At 69.0% G+C, this 20,302-nt stretch carries 4 protein-coding genes; 2 read left to right on the forward strand and 2 right to left on the reverse strand.

The annotated features are described in order from the left end of the window. Positions 1-38 precede the first annotated feature (38 nt). Entirely contained in the window at positions 39-830 is a 792-nt protein-coding gene (locus GV792_RS09585; RefSeq protein WP_163823688.1) for an enoyl-CoA hydratase-related protein, read from the forward strand. A 50-nt stretch (positions 831-880) separates the two neighbouring features. Continuing rightward, positions 881-1,951: an SDR family oxidoreductase gene (locus GV792_RS09590; RefSeq protein ID WP_163823689.1), complete on the forward strand. Its 1,071-nt coding sequence runs from the start codon at positions 881-883 to the stop codon at positions 1,949-1,951. A gap of 63 nt (positions 1,952-2,014) precedes the next feature. Here the strand turns inward: GV792_RS09590 and GV792_RS09595 are convergent, their stop codons facing one another. Beyond that, positions 2,015-3,040 carry an alpha/beta hydrolase gene (locus GV792_RS09595; RefSeq protein ID WP_163823802.1) on the reverse strand — a complete coding sequence of 342 codons (1,026 nt, stop codon included), beginning with the start codon at positions 3,038-3,040 and terminating at the stop codon, positions 2,015-2,017. A gap of 237 nt (positions 3,041-3,277) precedes the next feature. Beyond that, positions 3,278-20,074: a non-ribosomal peptide synthetase gene (locus tag GV792_RS09600; protein ID WP_163823690.1), complete on the reverse strand. Its 16,797-nt coding sequence runs from the start codon at positions 20,072-20,074 to the stop codon at positions 3,278-3,280. Positions 20,075-20,302: the final 228 nt, after the last annotated feature.

Below are 20,302 nucleotides of genomic sequence, written 5' to 3' on the forward strand. Positions count from 1 at the left end.
CGGTCGGTGTCCGCCGAATCGCATTACAGGGAGCGGAAATGGTCAGCCACGATTCATCATCCTCGGCCGCCGGGTTCACCGCGGTTCGGGACGGCCGGGTCCTCCGGGTCACCATCAGCAACCCCGGCCGCAAGAACGCGATCTCCTACCAGACGATGGTCGCCCTCGGCGATACCTTCCTCGCCGTAGCCGATGACCCCGCCGTACGGGTGGTCCTGCTGACCGGCGACGGCACCGACTTCTGCACCGGCGCTGATCTCGCCGCCGACGCCAACGGCATCACCCCGGAGATGACGATGGACGCCGCGAACCGCCTGGTCCGCGCGATCGTCGACTCGCCGGTGCCGGTCATCACCCGTATCCGCGGCGCTGCCGCCGGAGTCGGCGTCGGCATCGCCCTGGCCGCCGACCTCGTCTACGCGGCCGAGGACTCCTATCTGCTGCTCGCCTTCATCAATATCGGCCTCATGCCCGACGGTGGCGCTGCCGCCTTGGTCGCGGCGGCGGCCGGGCGGCCACTCGCCAACGAAATGGCGCTACTGGGCAAGCGCCTGCCCGCTCCAGCGGCAAAAGCGGCGGGACTGCTCACCGCCGCGCTACCGGTCGACGAACTCGACCGCGTCGTCGAGGCCGCGGTCGACAAGATCGCGACCGGGCCGCGCCGCGCCCTCGAACTCACCAAGAAGGCACTCAATATCGCGACGCTGCGCGCGCTGGACGAGGTACTGGACGCGGAGAAGACCGGCCAGGTAGAGCTGCTGGGTTCGGCGGACTTCCTGGAGGGCGCGACCGCCATGCTCGGTAAGCGCAAGGCCGTTTTCGCCGACTAGCCGCACCTGCAGGTACCGGCCCCGAAAACCAGGGACTATGTTGTCCTGCTATGACTTACCTGGTTACCGGGGCAACTGGGTTCATCGGTCGGTTCCTCATCCCCGAACTACTCAAACGTGCGGATGACATCCATGTAGTCGTGCGGCCGGGGCCGAATTCGGCCGCACGCTTCGAATACTGCGCCAGGGAATGGTCGGCCGACGACCGGGTGCGGCCGGTGCCGGGTGATCTCGGTGCGCCGTGTCTCGGCATCGACCCGATGTGGTTGGCCGAGCATCGCGGGCGCATCGACCACATCTTCCATCTGGCCGTCGGTTTCGACGAGCAGCGGTACCGGACCGAGGACGGGCACCCGCCGGACGTTCTCGGGCGGCAGGCGGCGAACGGTACCGCCAATGTCGTCGAGCTGGCGGCCGATCTGCGCGCCTCGACGCTGCATCATCTGTCGACGGTCGAAGTCGCGGGCCGCTTCGAAGGGCTGTTCGCCGAGGACATGTTCGATATCGGCCAGGCGCCTGCCACACCGGCGCAGCGGGCCGCTGTCGAGGCAGAGCGGATCGTGCGCGAATCCGAGCTGAACTGGCGCATCTACCGGCCCTCGATCGTGGTCGGACATTCGGTGACCGGTGTCAACGACCGGGTCGACGGTCCCTACTACTTCTTCCGGCTGCTGCGCATGGCCGCACAGCTGCCGCGACTGCTGCCGGTGCTGGTACCGAAGCTGGGCGAGACCAATATGGTTCCGGTCGATTTCGTCGCCAAGGCGCTGGCTCATCTCGCCCACCTGCCCGGACCGGGCGGGCAGACCTACCATCTGGTCGATCCGCGCCGACGTGGCGCGGTGGCGGCATTGAACCTGTTCGCCGACGAAGCGGGCGCGCCCCATCTGGTCGAAATCATGCCCAAACGCACCCTCGACATGATGCTGCGCCTGCCCGGCGCCGAACGGGTACTCCCCCGCGTCGGCGTTCCGCTCGACATCCTCGAACACAGTGAGTTCAGCTGCTGGTTCGACTGCCGCCACGCCACCGCGGCGCTGGCCGGTAGCGGGATCTCGGTGCCGCCACTGGAGGCGTATGCGCCGGTGCTGTGGCGGTACTGGATCGAGAACTGGGTCTAGGACTGCTGAAACGGCGACGGCCGCCCCGGTGTTACCGGAGCGGCCGTCGTGCGTCGGAAGGGATCAGATCCCGAGGCCCTTGGCCAGCACCGGCCAGGAGCGCTGGAACTCGTCGCGCCAGTAACCCCACGAGTGGGAACCGGAATTACGGAAGTTGTAGGTGGCCGGGATGCCGAGCGAGTCGAGCTTGCCCTTCAAGTTGTTCGTGCAGTAGTTGGTGCCCGCCTCGATGACGCCGCCGATGACGATCTGGTTGGCCAGACCGTAGGCGCCGGGCAGCGCGTAGGGGCCGTTCAGCGTGTCGTACTGGCCGGGCAGGCCGTTGCCGGTGGAGATGTAGAGATCGAGGCCGCGCAGACCCTCGGCATTGACGTACGGGTCGTTCTTCACCCACTCCGCGGAGCCCGCCGGGCCCCACATGTTCATGGTGTCGCCGCCGCCCCAGGTCTCGACGGTCAGCTTCACGAACTCCGAGCCGACCGGGTCACTGGTCTGGGCGCAACCACTGTAGGCGGCGGCAGCCTTGTACAGGCCGGGCTTGGCGATGGGCAGCGCGAGCACAGTGGTTCCGGAGGTGGACAGGCCGGCGATGGCGTTCGTGCCGTTGGTGCCGAGCGCACCGTCGACCAGCGGGGGCAGCTCCTCGGTGAAGAAGGTCGTCCACTTGTTGCGGCCGAGCACCGGATCGTCGGCGATCCAGTCGGTGTAGTAGCTCCACTTACCGCCGACCGGCTGCACGACGTTGACGTTCTTGTCCGACAAGAATTCGAGGGCGTCGGTCTTCACCTGCCACGAGGCATCGTCCTCGCCGCCGCCCGCGCCGTTGAGCAGGTACAGGGTGGGGCGGGGCACCGAGGCGTCGGCCGGACGCTGCACGTCGATCTGGACGTTCTTGTCCATCGCGGCGGAGTAGACGTGCAACCGGATGTTGCGGTCGTCCTTGTACTCGGCCTTGACGATGCGGGAACCGTCGGGCGCGGTGGGGTCGCCGAGCAGCGTCCTGTTGTCGATGATCGGGTCAGCTGCCGCCGCCGGGGATGCGCCGAGTCCGGACATGACTCCCGCGAGAACTGCCGTTGCCGCGATCATCGCCGCGGCACGAGTGCCGCCGCGCCGGGTGAGTCGACGTGTCAATTTCGCACCTTCGCTTCTTCTCGAGATTTCATCGGGCATTCCCATGACGACTGCTGTCGGCGGGCATACCGGTTCCAGGCCGGGACAGACACCGCCGCGTCACGCCCGACCATACGGTCTATGTAGTCGTGACAACAGGGGGCATCGTTACCACACCGTTGCCACCATCATGCCGGAACCGCTCATATCTGATCATGATCGACCCGCCGTCCGGGCCGGATCCAGCCGGTCGGCCAGCACCGGACCGATCTCGGCCAGCGCCTCCGGTGATGTCATCTGATCGTGATCCGCCGGCACCGGATGATCGGTGACGGTGCCGTCGACATAGGCGTCCCAGTTGCGGGCCGCTGTGTCGTGCCCGGCGGCGCTGAAGTAGTCCAGCCTGCCGCGGAACACCCCGGGCCGGTGCTCGGCGATCAGCTCGGCCGAGCGGACAGCGCTGCGGTAGATCCGGCGCACCCGTTCCGGGGTGAGGACCGCCATATCCGGGGGGATGGTGGCGTGCAGCGCGGCCAGCGCCTCCTCGGTCAGGTCGTGGATGTCACCGTCGGGCAGCTGGGCGTCACCGATGCCGAGTTCGGCCAGTGCGTCGCGGATGGCGGCGCGGAAATCGGTGACGTCGATGGCCGGATGGCTGTCCAGCATCGCCAGCAGCGTGACCTCGTGGCCTGCGGCCTGGAGTTCGGTGGCGACCGCGTGCGCGATCACCCCGCCCAACGACCAGCCGAGCAGCCGGTACGGCCCCTCGGGCTGCACGGCGCGGATCTCCGCGGCGTACCGGCGCGCCATCTCGTTCAGCGAGCGCGGCAGGTAGCGCTCCTCCGACAGGGCGGGCGACTGCAGACCGTAGATCGGGTACCGAGCGGGCAGGTAACGGGCGAAGCCGGCGTAACACCAGGACAGTCCGTACATCGGGTGGATGCAGAACAGCGGGTCGGCCGCGTCGGTGTCGTGCGGCACCCTGGTCCGGATCGGCAGCACCACACCGAGTGCGGCATTGGAGTCCAGGTCGTAGTCGTGCTCGCCGGCCAGTACCGCCAGGATCCTGGCCGCGAGGTCGGCCGGGGTGGAGTCGGTGAAGAACCACTGCACCCGGATCTCGGCGCCGGTGCGGGTACGCAACCTGCTCACCGCACGGGTCGCGGTGAGCGAATTGCCACCGAGGTCGAAGAAGTCGTCGTCCATGCCGACCCGTTCGGCACCGAGAACTTCGGCGAACACCTCCGTGATGGTGCGTTCCAGTGGCGTCGTCGGCGCGCGGAACGGACGCCCGGACACATCGGGCACCGGAAGGGCCATGCGATCGAGTTTGCCGCTGGCATTCAACGGCATCCGCTCCAGTACCACGATCGCCGACGGCACCATGTAGGACGGCAGGGCAGCACGGGTGTGGGCGAGCAGTTCGCGCTCGTCCACGGTGCGGCCCGGCGCGGGCACCACGTAGGCGACCAGCCGGTCGCCGGTGGCGGCACGAACCAGCGAGACCGCGGCGTGGCGCACCGATTCGTCGGCGAGCAGCACCGTTTCGATCTCACCGAGCTCCACGCGCTGGCCGCGCAGCTTCACCTGGAAGTCGCTGCGGCCCAGGTACTCCAGCGCGGCAGCCGAACCTTCACCTGCCCACCGGACGACGTCGCCCGTGCGGTAGAGCCGGGTCCCGCCCTCGCCCGCGACGAAGCGTTCTGCGGTCAATGCCGGACGATCGTGGTAGCCGCGGGCCAGCTGCACACCCGCGACATACAGTTCACCGGCCGCGCCCGGCGGTACCGGCCGCAGCTGGCGATCGAGCACGAGCACCCGGGTATTGGCCACCGGAGTGCCGATCGGGATGGCGGTGACCGAGGTGTCGGTGACCGGGTGGTCGGTGACGACGGTGGCTTCCGCTGGCCCGTACCAGTTGACCAGCTCGGTGCCTGGCAGTGCCGCACGGAACGTCGCGGCGGTCTCGCCGGACAGCGCCTCACCAGCGGCGAACACCCGGCGCAGCGACGGGTAATCGGCCGCGGTGGCTCCGCTGGCCACCGGGTCGAGGAACGCGTCGAGCATCGACGGCACGAAATGCACCGTGGTGACGGAATATTCGGCGATGGTCCGGGCCAGGTAGGCCGGATCGCGGTGACCGTCGGGTTCGGCGATCACGATGGCCGCACCGGTGTGCAGCGGCCAGAACAGCTCCCAGGTGGAGATGTCGAAGGTGATCGGCGTCTTGTGCAGCACCACATCGGTGCTGTCGTGTGGATAGGTGCGCTGCGCCCAACGGAACTGGTTGGCCATCTGCCGGTGCGTGATCATCACACCCTTGGGGCGTCCGGTGGATCCGGAGGTGTAGATGACATAGGCGATGTCGTCGGGTCGCACAGTGGCGCGGCTGAAGCCGTTGGCGGGCGCCAGGTACAGCGTGTCCACGGCGATCACCGGAACCCCGGTGCCGGTGGTGAACCCCTCGGCGGTGGTGGTGAGTACGCAGATCGGTGTGGCGCCGGAGAGCACGTATTCACTGCGCTCGGCCGGATGATCCGGATCGATCGGCACATAGCCCGCGCCCGCGCGCAGTGCCGCGTAGATCGAGACCACCAGGTCGATACCGCGCCGCATGGCCACGCCGACCAGCGTGCCCGGCCCGACGCCGAAGTTGGCCAGCTCGGCGGCCAGCGCGCGGGAGCGGGCGTCGAGCTCGCGGTAGCTGAGCAACCTCGCTCCATAGCGGACGGCGGGCGCATCCGGTGTGCGGGCCACCTGGGCGTCGAACAGCGACATCAGCGTCGCATCGTCGAGCAGCTCCGGCACGTCGGTGGCGTTGCGCGCGGCCAGTTCGGCAGCCTCGGCGGGCAGCAACGCGTCGATATCGGCGACCCTGGCCTGTGGATCGGTGACGAACCGGCCGATCAGTGCCTCTAGCCGCTGCGAGAGCGCATCGGCGGCGTCGGTGTCGAACAGGTCGCGCAGGTATTTCACCGACACCCGCAGCTGATGGTCGAGCACCACCATGACCGTCACGGGATAGTGCGTGCCGTTCACGGCGCCGACGCCGGTGATGTTCATACCGTCGATGGCACTGGCCTCGGCCAGCCCTTCGCGGTCGACCGGGAAGGACTCGAACACGACAAGCGAATCGAACAGCCCCTCCACACCCACGGCATCCTGGATATCGCTGAGGCCCAGGTAGTGGTAGTCGAGCAGATCGGCCTGTTCGGCCTGCAACTGCCGCAGCAGCCCGCCGAGAGTGTCGGTGGCGCCGAGCCGGACCCGCACGGGGATGGCATTGAGGAACAGCCCGACCATGGCTTCCACACCGTCCAGCTGCGGCGGGCGGCCCGACACTGTCGCGCCGAACACGACGTCGTCGCGGTCGACGCTGCGCCCGATGAGCAGACCCCAGGCCGCCTGGACCACCGTGTTCACGGTGACGCCGAGATGGGCGGCCAGACGGGTCAGTGCGGTCGTATCGGCCTGGGACAGTTCGAATCCGACCTCGCCGACACCGGCCGAGATCTCCCGGCCCGGATCCACCGGCGCCAGCGGCGTCGGCTCGGTGATACCTGCCAGCGCGGTGCGCCACGCCTGCCGTGCGGCCTCGGCGTCCTGGGCGACCAGCCAGGACAGGTAGTCCCGGTATGGCGGAACCTGCGGCAGATGCCGCGAGTTGCCGCCGAGGGCGTAGAGGGTGAGCAGATCCTTCATCAGCAGCGGCATGGACCAGCCGTCGATCAGGATGTGATGGCTGGTGACCAGCAGCTGGTAGGCGCTCTCGGCGTCGATACCCGCTGCGCTGGTGCGGATCAGCGCGAAACGCAGCAGCGGCGCGGACCGCATATCGAAATGGTCGGCCAGGTCAGCGGCTGTGATGCGTTCGGCCTCGGCCACCGCGGTAGCCGGATCCAGATGCGAGAGATCGATCATCCGCCACGGGACCTCGATCCCGTCCTGCACGATCTGCACCGGAGCCCCGTCGGCGTCGTCGGCGAAGGCGACCCGCAGGTTGGCGTGGCGATCCAGCACCGCTTGGGCGGCGGCCTGCATGCGAGCCGGGTCTACGGTGCCACCGAGATCGAGGACGAACTGGGTGGTGTAGACGTCGACGGACGTGTCGGCGAGCAGGGCGTGGAACAGCATGCCCGACTGCAACGGCGTCACCGGCCAGGCGTCGGTGAGCTGCGGGTAGTCGCGGGCGAAGCGATCGATATCGTCCTGCCGCAGCGAGACCAGCGGGAAGTCCGACGGACTGAACCCACCCGCGTCCGGACGCAGCCCGTGCTCGGCCAAGCCACCGAGGGCCCGAATCCAGTGCTCGGCGAACGTCTTCACCTCGTCGGCGGCGAATACCGCTGCCGCGTAATCGAATCGGGCCAGCAGACCGTCATCGGTGGCGTCGACGGTCAGCGCGAGCAGCAGATCGTCGGTGGGGACATCGGTGTGCACCCGAGCCGGGCGCAGGTCGCGGTAGCGCAACGCGAACCGGCCGCGGCCGAAATCACGCAGGCCCGCGGCGGCCTCCGGGTTCAGGTAGCAGAGCAGACCGTAGCCGACACCGCGACCCGGCACCGCACGGTGCAGTTCCTTGACCTGGGCCAGCGCGGCGCCCGCACCTCGGCCGCCGACCAGGGCGTCGGGCACATCGACGCCGTCCAGCCGCAGCGGCAATGGATAGGCGGTGCGGAAGCCACCGACGATATTGCTCGCATCGATATCGGCGATGGCGCGGCCATCGGCATCGAGCCGGATCACCGAACCCACCGCGCGGGTGACGGTTTCGTGCTGTGCGGTGTGCAGGGCCAGCGCGACCGCGGTGAGCAACACGTCGTCGACGGTCGCGTGATAGGCCTCGGCAACCGCCGCCACGGCTTCGGTGCCCTCGGCGGTGATGGTGAGCGAGACGCGGCGCCGCGAACGCAGATCAGCGGCACCGGTCGGCAGATCGTCGCGGGTGGCGGCGGCCAACTTCTGCTGCCACCACTGGGCTTCCTCGGCCATGGCCGGCGAGGTCGCCCGATCGGCCAGCGCCCGGATGAGCGCGCCGAGACCGGATTCCGGCGCGGCCGGGGCGGCGTGCCTGCCACGGTTCCAGGCGGCGGTCAGCTGGTCGATGATGGTCCGCCAGGACAGATCGTCGACGACCAGCGCGTTGGCGACGACCACCAGCCGGAAGGCCTCCGGTGTTCCGGTGGCCACGAAGTGGATGTTGCGACCCTGTTCGGGATCGAGCGCGTCGATCGCCGCGCCGACCACGTCATCGATGGGCAGGGTGGTCTCACCCCGTTCGGGGTCGAGCCAGCTGAACTGGCGATCGACCCGATCGGCGACGGCGGGAATACGCAGCCGCGGCGCGGCGCCCGCGCGGTCGAGGCGCACCCACAGCATCGGATGCTGGTCGAGCACGGCGCCGACCGCGGTCTCCACATCCTCGGCCGGGCAGTTGCTCGGCACGTCGAGCACGATGGCGCGCGGTTCGACACCGGTGCCGGTGTGTTCGAGCAGCCGGATCGCGGTCGGGGTGGCGGGCAGTTCGCCCGCTTCGTCGCCGGGTGCCCCCGCGACGGTGGCAGCGGCGGCCAACGCCTCGACGGTCCTGGACTGGAACACATCGCGCGGGGTGAAGCCGACACCCTTGGCCCTTGCCCGCGATACCACCTGGATGGAGACGATGCTGTCGCCACCGAGGGCGAAGAAGTCGTCGTCGAGGCCGACCTGTTCGACACCGAGTACCTCGCCGATGACCTCGGCGATCACCTGTTCGGCCTCGCTGCGTGGGGCGCGGTAGGCGCGGGTCTCGAGTACCGGCTCCGGCAGCGCGCGCCGGTCGAGCTTGCCGACCGGCGTCAGCGGAATCTCGTCGAGTACAACGATCGCCGTCGGCACCATGTATTCGGGCAGCACCCGCCCGAGCTGCGCGGTGAGCCCGTCGACGTCGGGGGTGACGCCGCGCTCGGGCAGCACATAGGACACCAGAATGGTGGCTCCCGCGGCGGTCTCGCGTCCCATGGTGACCGCGAAATCGATGCCGGGCTGTGCGACCAGGGCGCTGTCGATCTCACCGAGTTCGATCCGGAACCCGCGCACCTTCACCTGGAAGTCGTTGCGGCCCACATATTCCACTTCGCCGCCGCGCCAGCGCACCACGTCGCCGGTGCGGTAGAGCCGCTCGCCCGGCGCACCATAGGGGTCGGCAACGAACCGAGCCGAGGTCAGGCCCGGTCGCGCGTGATAGCCACGCGCCAGCTGAATACCACCAAGGTACAGCTCGCCTGCGACGCCCTCCGGCACCGGGCGCAACCGCGCGTCGAGCACCAGCGAACGCATGCCACGGATCGGTGCGCCGATGGTCACCGGATCGCCGGGACGCAGCGGGTCGCTGATATTGGTCATGATGGTGGTCTCGGTGGGGCCGTATCCGTTGTGGAAGGCCCGGTCTCCTGCGCCACCCCATTTGGCGACGAGGTCGGCCGGGACGGCTTCACCACCGGCGACGATGCCGCGCATCCCGGACAGCGCCGCCGAATCCAGCGAGGCCAGCACCGACGGGGTGATGAACGCGTGCGTGACACCCTCGGCGCGGATGAGTTCGGCCAGTTCGTCACCGCCGAACATCAGCGGCGGCGCCACCACAAGGGTTCCCGCCGAACCGAGTGCGAGCAGCAGTTCAAGCATCGATGCGTCGAACGACGGTGAGGCGAAGGCCAGTGCGCGGGTGGAGGTGTCGAGCCGATAGCGCCGCACCTGCTCGGCGCTGAAGTTCGCCAGGCCCGCGTGGGTGACCACGACGCCCTTGGGCAGACCGGTCGAGCCGGAGGTGTAGATGACGTAGGCGGCATTGGCGGCGCGGATCGGCCCGCGCCGATCGGCAGCGGTGATCGGTGCGACGGACCGTCCGGCGACGTCGGTGGTGAAGCCGATGTCATCCATTCGGATCCAGCCGCCACCGGTCATCGGCGGCAGCTCGCCGAGCTCGGCCTCCATCGTGATACCGAGCGCAGCACCGGAATCGCGCACCATGTGTGCGATGCGGTCGGCCGGATAGGTGGGGTCGATCGGCACCAGCGCGGCACCGGTCTTGGCCACCGCCCACAGCGCGAGCACCGATTCCACCGAGCGGCGCAGTGCCACCGCGACCAGCACATCAGGTCCGGCCCCGCGCTCGATCAGCGCACGGGCCAACTGGGTGGAGGCGGCATCGAGTTCGGCGTAGCCGAAGGAGCGCGCGCCAACCACGACAGCGGTGCCGGTGGGGTTGGCGGCGACGGCGTCGGCCATCAGCTCGGGCAGGGTGCGCACCGGTTCGGCCGGCGCACCGGCGCGGTGCGTCAGGTCGACGCGTTCGGAATCGTCGAGGATATCCAGATCGCCGACGGCACGGCCGCTGTCGCGGGCGACGGCGGCGAGCACGCGGCGGAATCGGTGGCCGAAGCCAGCCACCGTCGATTCGTCGAACAGGTCACGCGCGTAGGTGAATTCGGCGGCGATACCCGCTTCGGCGCCGTGTTCGTCGCGCTGCTCACGCACGGTGAGCAGCAGATCGAACTTGGCGGCGTCAGCGGCCGGATCGAGGGCGGCGAAGCTGAGGCCGGGCAGTTCGAAGCTGCTCGCGGCCAGGTTCTCGAACGACAGCGCCACCTGGAACAGCGGATGCCGTCCGGCCGAGCGTTCCGGGTCCAAGGCTTCGACCAGGCGCTCGAACGGGATGTCGGCGTTGGCGAAGGCGCGCAGATCGGTTTCACGGTTGGCTGCGAGCAGCTCGTCGAAGGTCAGCTCCGGTGCCACCCTGGTGCGCAACACGAGGGTGTTGACGAACATGCCGATCAGATCGTCGAGCTCGGCCTCACCGCGGCCGGCGATCGGGGTGCCGACGGCAATGTCATCGGTTCCGGACATGCGGGCCAGGAACACCGTCAGCGCGGTGTGCACCACCATGAACAGGGTGGCGTTGTTGGTGCGGGCCAGCTCGGTCAGCGCTGCGTGCACATCGGCGGGGACGACGAATTCGCTCTTGCCACCCGCGAAGCTCTGGGCCGGCGGGCGTGGCCGGTCCGACGGCAGGTTCAGCTCGTCGGGCAGGTCGGCCAGTTCCTCGGTCCAGTAGTCGAGCTGGGCGCCTGCGACCGATCCCGGATCGGTTTCCTCGCCGAGCACCTCGCGCTGCCACAGCGCGTAATCGGCATACTGCACCGGCAGCGGTGTCAAGCTCGGCTCGTTGCCGCCGCTGCGGGCGGCGTAGGCGAGCATCAGATCGCGGGTCAGCGGGCCCATGGACCAGCCGTCGGCGCTGATGTGGTGTGCCACGAACACCAGCACGTACTCGCTGCCTGCGAGCTGGAAGAGCCTGGTGCGGAACGGCACCTCGGCGGTGACGTCGAATCCGGCGCCGACCACACGAGCCACCTCGTGCCCGACACGCTCCTCGCCGATCTGCGCGGGCGTCAGGTCGATCGGCACCTCCCCCGGCGCCAGCACCTGCTGGACCGGGCCATCGGGGGTGTTCGGGTAGATGGTGCGCAGGATTTCGTGCCTGGCGACGATATCGCCGACGGCCTGCCCAAGCGCCACCACATCGAGGTCGCCGGAGAGCCGGATGGCGGCCGGAATGTTGTAGACCGCGGCGGCCGTGTCGAACTGGTTGAGGAACCACATCCGCTGCTGGGCGAACGACAGCGGAATCCGGTCCGGCCGTGGCCGGGCGAGCAGCGGAACGCGGACGGTGTCGGTGGCGGTGTGCTCGACCTTCACCGCGAGACCCGCGACCGTGGCGGCCTCGAACAGCGCACGCACCGGGACCCGGGTCTCGAGCGCCGCACCGATGCGGGCGGCGACCTGAGTCGCCAGCAGCGAGTTGCCGCCGAGCGCGAAGAAGTCGTCGTCGGCACCGACCTGGTCGACGCCGAGGACCTCGCCGAACACCGCGGCCACGATCTCCTCGACCGGGGTCGACGGTGCACGGAATTCGCGGGCCTCGAACTCCGGCTCCGGCAGCGCCTTGCGATCGAGCTTGCCGTTGACGTTGAGCGGCAGCGCATCAAGCACCACGAATGCCGACGGCACCATGTACGACGGAAGCGCCATGGTGAGCCCGGCAAGCACCTGAGGCAGATCGAATGCCGCGCGGTCGGCGCGTCGTTCCAGTCCGACCTCGTCCACCCGGGCGGCACGTGCGGCAGGCACCACATACGCGACGAGCCGGTCACCGGTGTGCGGATCCGAGGTAGCCAGCACCGCGGTCTGCGCGATCTCCCGCATCGCCAGCAGCGCCGACTCGATCTCGCCGAGCTCGATCCGGAAACCGCGGATCTTCACCTGGAAGTCGGTGCGGCCCCGGTACTCCAGCTCGCCTGCACCGTTCCAGACCACCAGGTCGCCGGTGCGGTACATGCGCTCGCCGGCACCGAACGGGTCGGCGACGAATCGGTCGGCGGTCAGGTCGGGCCGACCGAAGTAGCCGCGCGCCAGCTGCGCACCGGCCAGGTACAACTCACCGGGCACACCCGCGGGTACCGGACGCAATCGCGCATCGAGGACGTAGGCGCGGCTGTTCCACTCCGGACCACCGATCGGAACCGTTGCGCGGTCGGCGTCGGTGACGAGGTGGCTGGTGATCGACACCGCGGCCTCGGTCGGGCCGTACAGGTTGTACAGCGCCACCGTGGGATTCGCGGCCCGGAAACGCTGGGCCGGACCGGCGGGCAGCGCCTCACCGATCGCCAGGACCCGCCGCAGTGCCCGCGGGGCGGTGGCGGCGGTGACCAGCAGCGCGTCCAGCATGGACGGCACCACATGCAGCGTGGTGACCTGTTCGCGCGCCATCAGGTCGTGCAGATAGGCGGGGTCGCGATGGCCGTCGGGTGCGGCGATGACGAGCCTGCCGCCGCTGACGGCAGCCGACCAGAACTCCCATACCGACAGGTCGAAGGTCGCGGCCGTCTTCAGCAGCACGGCGTCATCGGCGCCGAGATCGAATTCGGCGGTCTTCCACTGCAATTGGTTGACGATCGCACCGTGCGGGACTGCCACACCCTTCGGCCGTCCGGTCGATCCGGAGGTGAAGATGACGTAGGCGGTATGGCCGGGGCGGATCGGCGCGACGCGTTCGATATCGGCGATGGGTGCCGTTGAGGTCGCCGGATCGACGTCTTCCAGGTGCACCAGCAGCGCTTCGGACGTGGTGAAACCGGTGGCGGCGTCGGTCAATACACAGACCGGTCGCGCGATGTCGAGGATGTAACCGGTGCGATCGCCCGGCTGATCCGGGTCCAGCGGCACATAGGCGCCACCGGCCCTTGCCACCGCGTACATGGCGATCACCAGTTCCGGTGACCTGCGCAGGGCGAGGGCGACCCGGGATTCGGGGCCGACGCCGAGCGCCAGCAGGTGCCTGGCCAGGCGGTTGACCCGGGCGTCGAGGTCGGCATAGGTAACCTCGACCCGCTCGCCGTCCTGGTCGGCGACGATCGCGACTGCGTCGGGGGTGGCGGCGACGGTGCTGTCGAGCAGCGTCACCAGGGTCGTGCGGTCCGCGTCGGGCAGCGCCCGGCCGGTGTCGTTCCAGGCGGTCAGAACATCGGCGCGTTCGGTGGCGGCGAGGATGTCGATATCACCGACCGGTGCGGTCGCGTCGGCCACCACGGCCGTCAAGAGGCGCGAGAGCCGCTCACCGAACACGCGCACGGTGTCGGCATCGAAAAGGTCGGTGGCGTAGGTGAAGAAGCCAGCGATGCCCGTGGGCGCACCGGACTCGTCGTAGACATCGGAGACGATCAGATGCAGGTCGAACTGCGACACAGCCAGATCGGCATCCACACCGCTGACGCTCAGACCCGGCAGTTCCAGCGCGGCACGCGCCACGTTCTGGAAGGAGAGCCCGACCTGGAACAGCGGATGACGGGCGGTCGAACGCGGCGGGTTCAGCACCTCCACCAGACGTTCGAACGGCACGTCGGCGTGTGCGAAGGCCTGTAGGTCGACCTCACGCTGACGGGCAAGCAGGTCCTGGAACGATTCACCGGCGTCGACCAGGGTGCGGAATACGACGGTGTTCACGAACATGCCGATCACATCGTCGAGTTCACGCTCACCGCGACCGGCCACCGGCGTACCGACAGCGATATCGCCCGACCCCGACAGGCGCGACAACAACACGGCGAACGCGGTGTGCACGACCATGAACAGCGTGGCGTTATGGCTGCGCGCCAGGCCAACAAGACCGGCATGGGTGTCCGCGTCGATCGACACATCGACCCGTCCACCGGCCATCGAAGCGACGGCGGGCCGCGGCCGGTCGGCGGGCAGCTCCAGCACATCCGGCAGATCGGCGAGCTGGTCACGCCAGAAGGTGATCTGGCGTGCGGCCACCGATTCCGGATCGGATTCGTCGCCGAGGACCGCGTGCTGCCACAGTGCGTAATCCGCGTACTGGACCCGCAACGGAGCCCAGGACGGCACCTCACCGGCGACACGCGCCGCGTAGGCCACCATCACGTCCCGGACCAGCGGACCCATCGACGACGCGTCGCCCGCGATGTGATGCACAACGACCGCGAGCACATACTCCGGCGCGGAACCTGCTGCGATATCGGAGATCTCGATCAGCCGCACCCGGACCGGGACTTCCTCGGTCACATCGAACGGCTGTGCCGCCAGCGCGTACACCGCGCCGGTGACATCGACCTGTGCGAGCTTGCGCACCGCCACATCGAGGCCGACCTGAGCGGCGGGCAGCACGACCTGCACCGGCCCCTGCGGCGTCTCGGGATACACCGTGCGCAGCACCTCGTGCCGGGCGACCACATCGTTGAGAGCGGCGCCGAGGGCCGCGCTATCGAGCGAACCGGTCAGGCGCAACGCGAACGGCAGGTTATAGGCCGCCGAACCCGCTGCCGCGGCGGCTCCCTCGCCCTGATCGAAGCGGTTGAGGAACCACATGCGCCGCTGCGCCAGCGACAACGGCAGCTGCGGCGGGCGCGGGATGCTGCCCAGGGCGAGGCGGTCCTCGGTGTGGGTCTGCGAGTCGATGGCACCGGCCAGTGCCGAGACCGTCGAGGTCTCGAACAGCGCGCGCACCGGGATGCGCGCCCCGACCGCCGCACCGAGTCGCGCGACGACCTGGGTGGCGACCAGCGAGTTGCCGCCGAGCGCGAAGAAATCGTCATCGGCGCCGACCCGGGTCAGCCCGAGCACTTCACCGAACACCCCGGCGACGATCTCCTCCACCGGAGTGGACGGCGCACGGAAGGCGCGCATCTCGAACACCGGCTCCGGCAGGGCCTTTCGGTCCAGCTTGCCGCTCGGGTTCAACGGGAAGGCATCGAGCGCGACGATCGTCGCGGGCACCATGTAGGCGGGCAGTGTCTCAGCGACGGCTTCCAGCAGCACGGTCTGATCGACGGTGTGACCGGGGGCCGGCACGGCGTAGGCCACCAACTGGTCGCCCAGCGCGGTCGGCACGACCAGCGTCACGGCTTGGCTCACCGACGGCTGCGCGAGCAGCGCGGTCTCGATCTCGCCGAGTTCGATGCGCTGACCACGGAACTTCACCTGGAAGTCGGTGCGGCCCAGGTAATCGAGGCGGTGCGGGGTGGTGCTGGTAGCTTCGCGCCAGACACACAGATCACCGGTGCGATACATGCGCTGGCCGTTGCCGAAGGGACTGGCCACGAACCGGTCCGCGGTCAGATCGGGCCGACGCACGTAGCCGCGGGCCAGCTGATCGCCGCCGAGGTACAGCTCACCGGCCACACCGGCAGGCACCGGACGCAGCCGCGCATCCAGCACGTAGACCCGGGTATTCCACTGCGGCAGGCCGATCGGCACGCTGCGCTCGACCGATCCCGCGGCGGGCCAGAAGGTGACCGAGACGGCGGCCTCGGTGGGGCCGTACAGGTTGTGCACGTTGGCGTTCGATACCGCACGCAACGCGGTGACCGTCTCGGGAGGCAGCGCCTCACCGATGACGAACACCTCACGCAGCGTCGGGCAGGAACCGGGTGCGGTATGCGCCGCGAATACGGTCAACATCGAGGGCACGAAGTCGGTGACCGTCACCCGGTGTGCCGCGATGGTCTCGGCGACATAGGCCGGATCGCGATGGCCGTCCGGCGTGGCGACGATCAACCGCGCGCCCGCCCGCAGCGGCATGAAATAGCCCCACAGCGACACGTCGAATGTGGTCGCGGTCTTCTGCAGGTACACGTCGTGGAACCCGAGCGGGTACTCCGCGAGCATCCAGGTGATCTGGTTGTGGATGGCGGCGTGCGAGATGGCAACGCCCTTGGGACGGCCGGTGGACCCGGAGGTGAAGATGACGTAGGCCGGATGATCCGGGCGCACCGGGCGCAGCAGCTCCCGCGGGCGCACCGGGGTGGCGTCGAAGCCGTCGAGATCGGCGGTATCGATGTACAGCGCCGGGGTGCCCTCGGGCAGCGACCGGCCGTCGGTCGTGGTCGTGACGACGGTGACGGGCTGCGCGGTATCGAGGATATGCGCGATCCGCTCGGCAGGATGATCCGGATCCAACGGCACGTACGCGCCACCGGCGGTGACGATGGCGTACATGCCGACCACGAGATCCAGCGAACGCCGCACCGCCAGACCCACCAGTGATTCCGCGCCGACACCCTGCGTGATCAGCAGCCGGGCCAGCTGGTTGACCCGGTCGTCGAACTCGCGGTAGGTCAGGTCCTGGTCCTCGTACACCACGGCCACGGCATCGGGACGCTGTTCCACCGTGCGCCGGTAGCCGTCGAGCAGCAGTTCGGGACCGATCGGGAAACGGGTGTCGTTCCACTCCCGGAGGATCCGGTCCCGGTCGGCCTCGCCCAGCAACTCGATCTCGCCGACCGGAGCCTGCGGATCATGGGTGACCCCGGTCAGGACCCGGGCGAAGCGTTGAGCGAACTCGGCCACCGTCGGTTCGTCGAACAAGTCGGTGGCGTAGGTGAACTGGGCCGAAAGCCCGGCGGGCGCGCCGTCGGCGGTGCGGGGCACGATGGTCAGCTGGAGATCGAATTTGGCGACGGCACCGGAGAATTCGACGCCCTCGGCGGCCAGTCCGGGCAGTTCCAGTCGCGGCGCATTCATGTTCTGGAAGAACAGCGCCACCTGGAACAGCGGATGGTGTGCCTGCGAACGCACCGGATCGAGCACCTCGACCAGCCGCTCGAAGGGCAGTTCGGCATGGGCGAAGGCCGCCAGATCGGTGTCCTTCACGGTCTCGAGTAGCGCCGTGAACGAGGAACCGGTGTCGATCGGGGTGCGCAGCACCAGCGTGTTGACGAACATGCCGATGAGCGCGTCGAGTTCGCGTTCGCCGCGGCCAGCGACCGGCGTGCCGATGGTGACGTCGTCGGTGGCGGCCAGCCGCGCCAGCAGCACCGCGAAGGCGGCGTGCACGACCATGAACTCCGAGGCACCGGTGTGCTGGGCGATCTCGGCCAGGCGCGCATGGGTCTGCGCGTCGATGTCGAAGTCGTAGACCGCGCCGCGTCCGGAGGCGATCGTGGGCCGTGGCCGGTCGGCGGGCAGTTCGATCCGATCGGGGACCCCGGCGAGCGCGTCGCGCCAGAAACGGATCTGGGTGGCGGCGGGCGAGTCCGGATCGTCCTCGGATCCGAGCACCTCGCGCTGCCACAGCGTGTAATCGGCGTACTGCACCGCCAGCGGGGCCCAGGACGGCCGTGCACCATTGCGACGAGACAGGAACGCCGACAGCAGATCCCGCATGAACGGCGCGACCGAGGCGCCGTCGGCGGCGATATGGTGCACCACCACGGCGATGACGTGCTGTCCTTGCCCGACCTCCGCCAGCGCTATCCGCAACGGCACCTCGGCCGCCACATCGAATCCGGTCAGCGCGAGTTGTCCGAGCCAGTCGGGCAGTTCGGCCTCCGCAACCGGCTTGGCCGCCAGATCCGGCACCACTTCGGCCGCGGGCACGACCACCTGGTAGCCGGTGCCGTCGATGGCCGGGTACACCGTGCGCAGCGTTTCGTGACGTTCGATGACGTCGGTGACCGCGGCCTGGAGGGCAGCCACATCGAGCATGCCACTCAGCCGCACCGCGAACGGGATGTTGTTGGCCGCCGAGGCGGGATCGAACTGGTTCAGGAACCACATGCGCTGCTGCGCCAGCGACAGCGGAATGTGATCCGGGCGCGGCATCGGGGTCAACGCCCGGCGTCCGCCCGCACCCTTCAACGGCTCGAGCTTCTTGGCCAGGCCCGCCACCGTCGGCGATTCGAAGATCAGCCGGGCGGGCACCCTTGCACCCACCGCCTCACCGAGGCGTGCGGCTACCCGGGTGGCGATGAGCGAGTTGCCGCCGAGTTCGAAGAAGTCGTCGTCGGCACCGACCGGTTCACCGGTGCCGAGCAGTTCGTCGAAGACCTCGGCGACGGCCTGCTCCAACGGCCCGGACGGCGCGCGGAACACCCTGGTCTGCAACTGCGGTTCCGGCAGCGCACGCCGGTCCAGTTTGCCGACCGGGGTCAACGGGATCTCGTCGAGCACGGTGATCGCGGTGGGCACCATATGTGCGGGCAGACTGCGTTCGGCGAACACATCGAGCGCCGCGGTATCGATGACAGCACCCGGCGCAGCGTGCACGTAGGCGGCCAGGATCGTGGCGCCGCTGTCGAGCCGATGCCCGATCGTCACAGCGAAATCGACGGTCTCATGCGTGGCCAGTACCGCGTCGATCTCGCCCAGTTCGATCCGGAAGCCGCGGATCTTGACCTGGAAATCGTTGCGACCCAGGTACTCCAGCGTGCCCTCCGGCGTGACCCGCACCAGGTCGCCGGTGCGGTAGAGCCGGGCGCCGCTCGGATCGAAGGGGTTGGCGACGAAACGAGCCGCCGTCAACGAGGGCCGGTCGTGGTAGCCGCGCGCCACCTGGGCGCCCGCGATGTAGAGCTCACCGACGACACCGTCCGGGACGGGGGCAAGGCGCTCGTCGAGCACATGCTCGGTGATGGCGCGGATCGGCCCGCCGATGGTCACCGGTTCGCCCGGCACCAGCGGCGCGCTGATATTGGTCATGATGGTGGTTTCGGTGGGACCGTAACCGTTGAAGAACTCCCTGGTCCGCCCGTCGGAGATGGGCAGAACCCAGCGCCGCACCAGCTCCGGCGGACAGGCCTCACCACCGGCGACGACCACACGCAGCTCGTCCACACCGGCAGGATCCACCGATGCCAGCGCGGCCGGAGTGATGAACGCGTGCGTCACGCCTTCGCGACGCAACAGGGCAGCCAGTTCGTCACCGCCGTAGACCGTTGGCGCGACCACCACCATGGTGGCCGGGCCACCCAGCGCCAGTAGCAGTTCGAGTACCGACGCGTCGAACGACGGGGAGGCGAAGTGCAGGGTGCGCGACTCGGATGTCACCCGATAGCGCTCGCGCTGCTCATCGCAGAAACTCGACAGCCCGGCCTGGGTGACGACCACGCCCTTCGGCTTACCTGTCGACCCCGAGGTATAGATGACGTAGGCCGGATGTTCGGCGCGCAGCGGCCGCACCCGGTCGGTGTAGGTGACCGGGTCGACCGGGTAGCTCTCCAGCGTCCGAGCCGTCTCGGCGGTGTCGATCAGCAGCCATTCGACCCGATCCGGCAGATCATCGCGGACCGCCGCGACGGCGAGACCGAAGACCGCACCGGAATCGGTGACCATGTGCTCGACCCGGTCGGCAGGATAATTCGGGTCGACCGGAACGAAACCGGCCCCGGTCTTGGCGACCGCCCAGACCGCGACCACCGACTCCAGCGACCGCGGAATCCCGACCGCGACCAGGTCCTCCGGACCGATCCCGCGCGCGATCAGCAGATGCGCCAGTCTGGTGGAGCGTTCGTCCAACTCGGCATAGGTGAGGGTGCCGAGCGTCGTGGTGGCGTCGGCGAAGGTGACCGCGATGCCACCCGGATTCGCCTCGACGGCGGTGGCCAGCAGTTGCGGCAGGGTGGTGACCCGCGGACGCCGGATGCGGGTGGGGCGAACTCGTGCCGGACGCGTCATGCCGGCATCGTCCCCCGGACCTCGCCGCGCCACTGCCCACCCACCGGTTTCATGTAGCTGCCTCACCCTGCCTGTAGTCGTGTCCTCGGCCTGCCGGACCGATCGACGCAGTACGCCGTCATCACTGCATCGAGTGGGCGCGTGCCGATCGTTACCGTTCGTGGCGGTTCATCGTTGCCACCGACGAACTACCGGGCCCGATTATCCCCCGCCCGCGCAAGACGCGGG

Origin of the sequence: Nocardia cyriacigeorgica (genome assembly GCF_010868145.1) — a bacterium.
Lineage (GTDB): Bacteria > Actinomycetota > Actinomycetes > Mycobacteriales > Mycobacteriaceae > Nocardia > Nocardia cyriacigeorgica_D.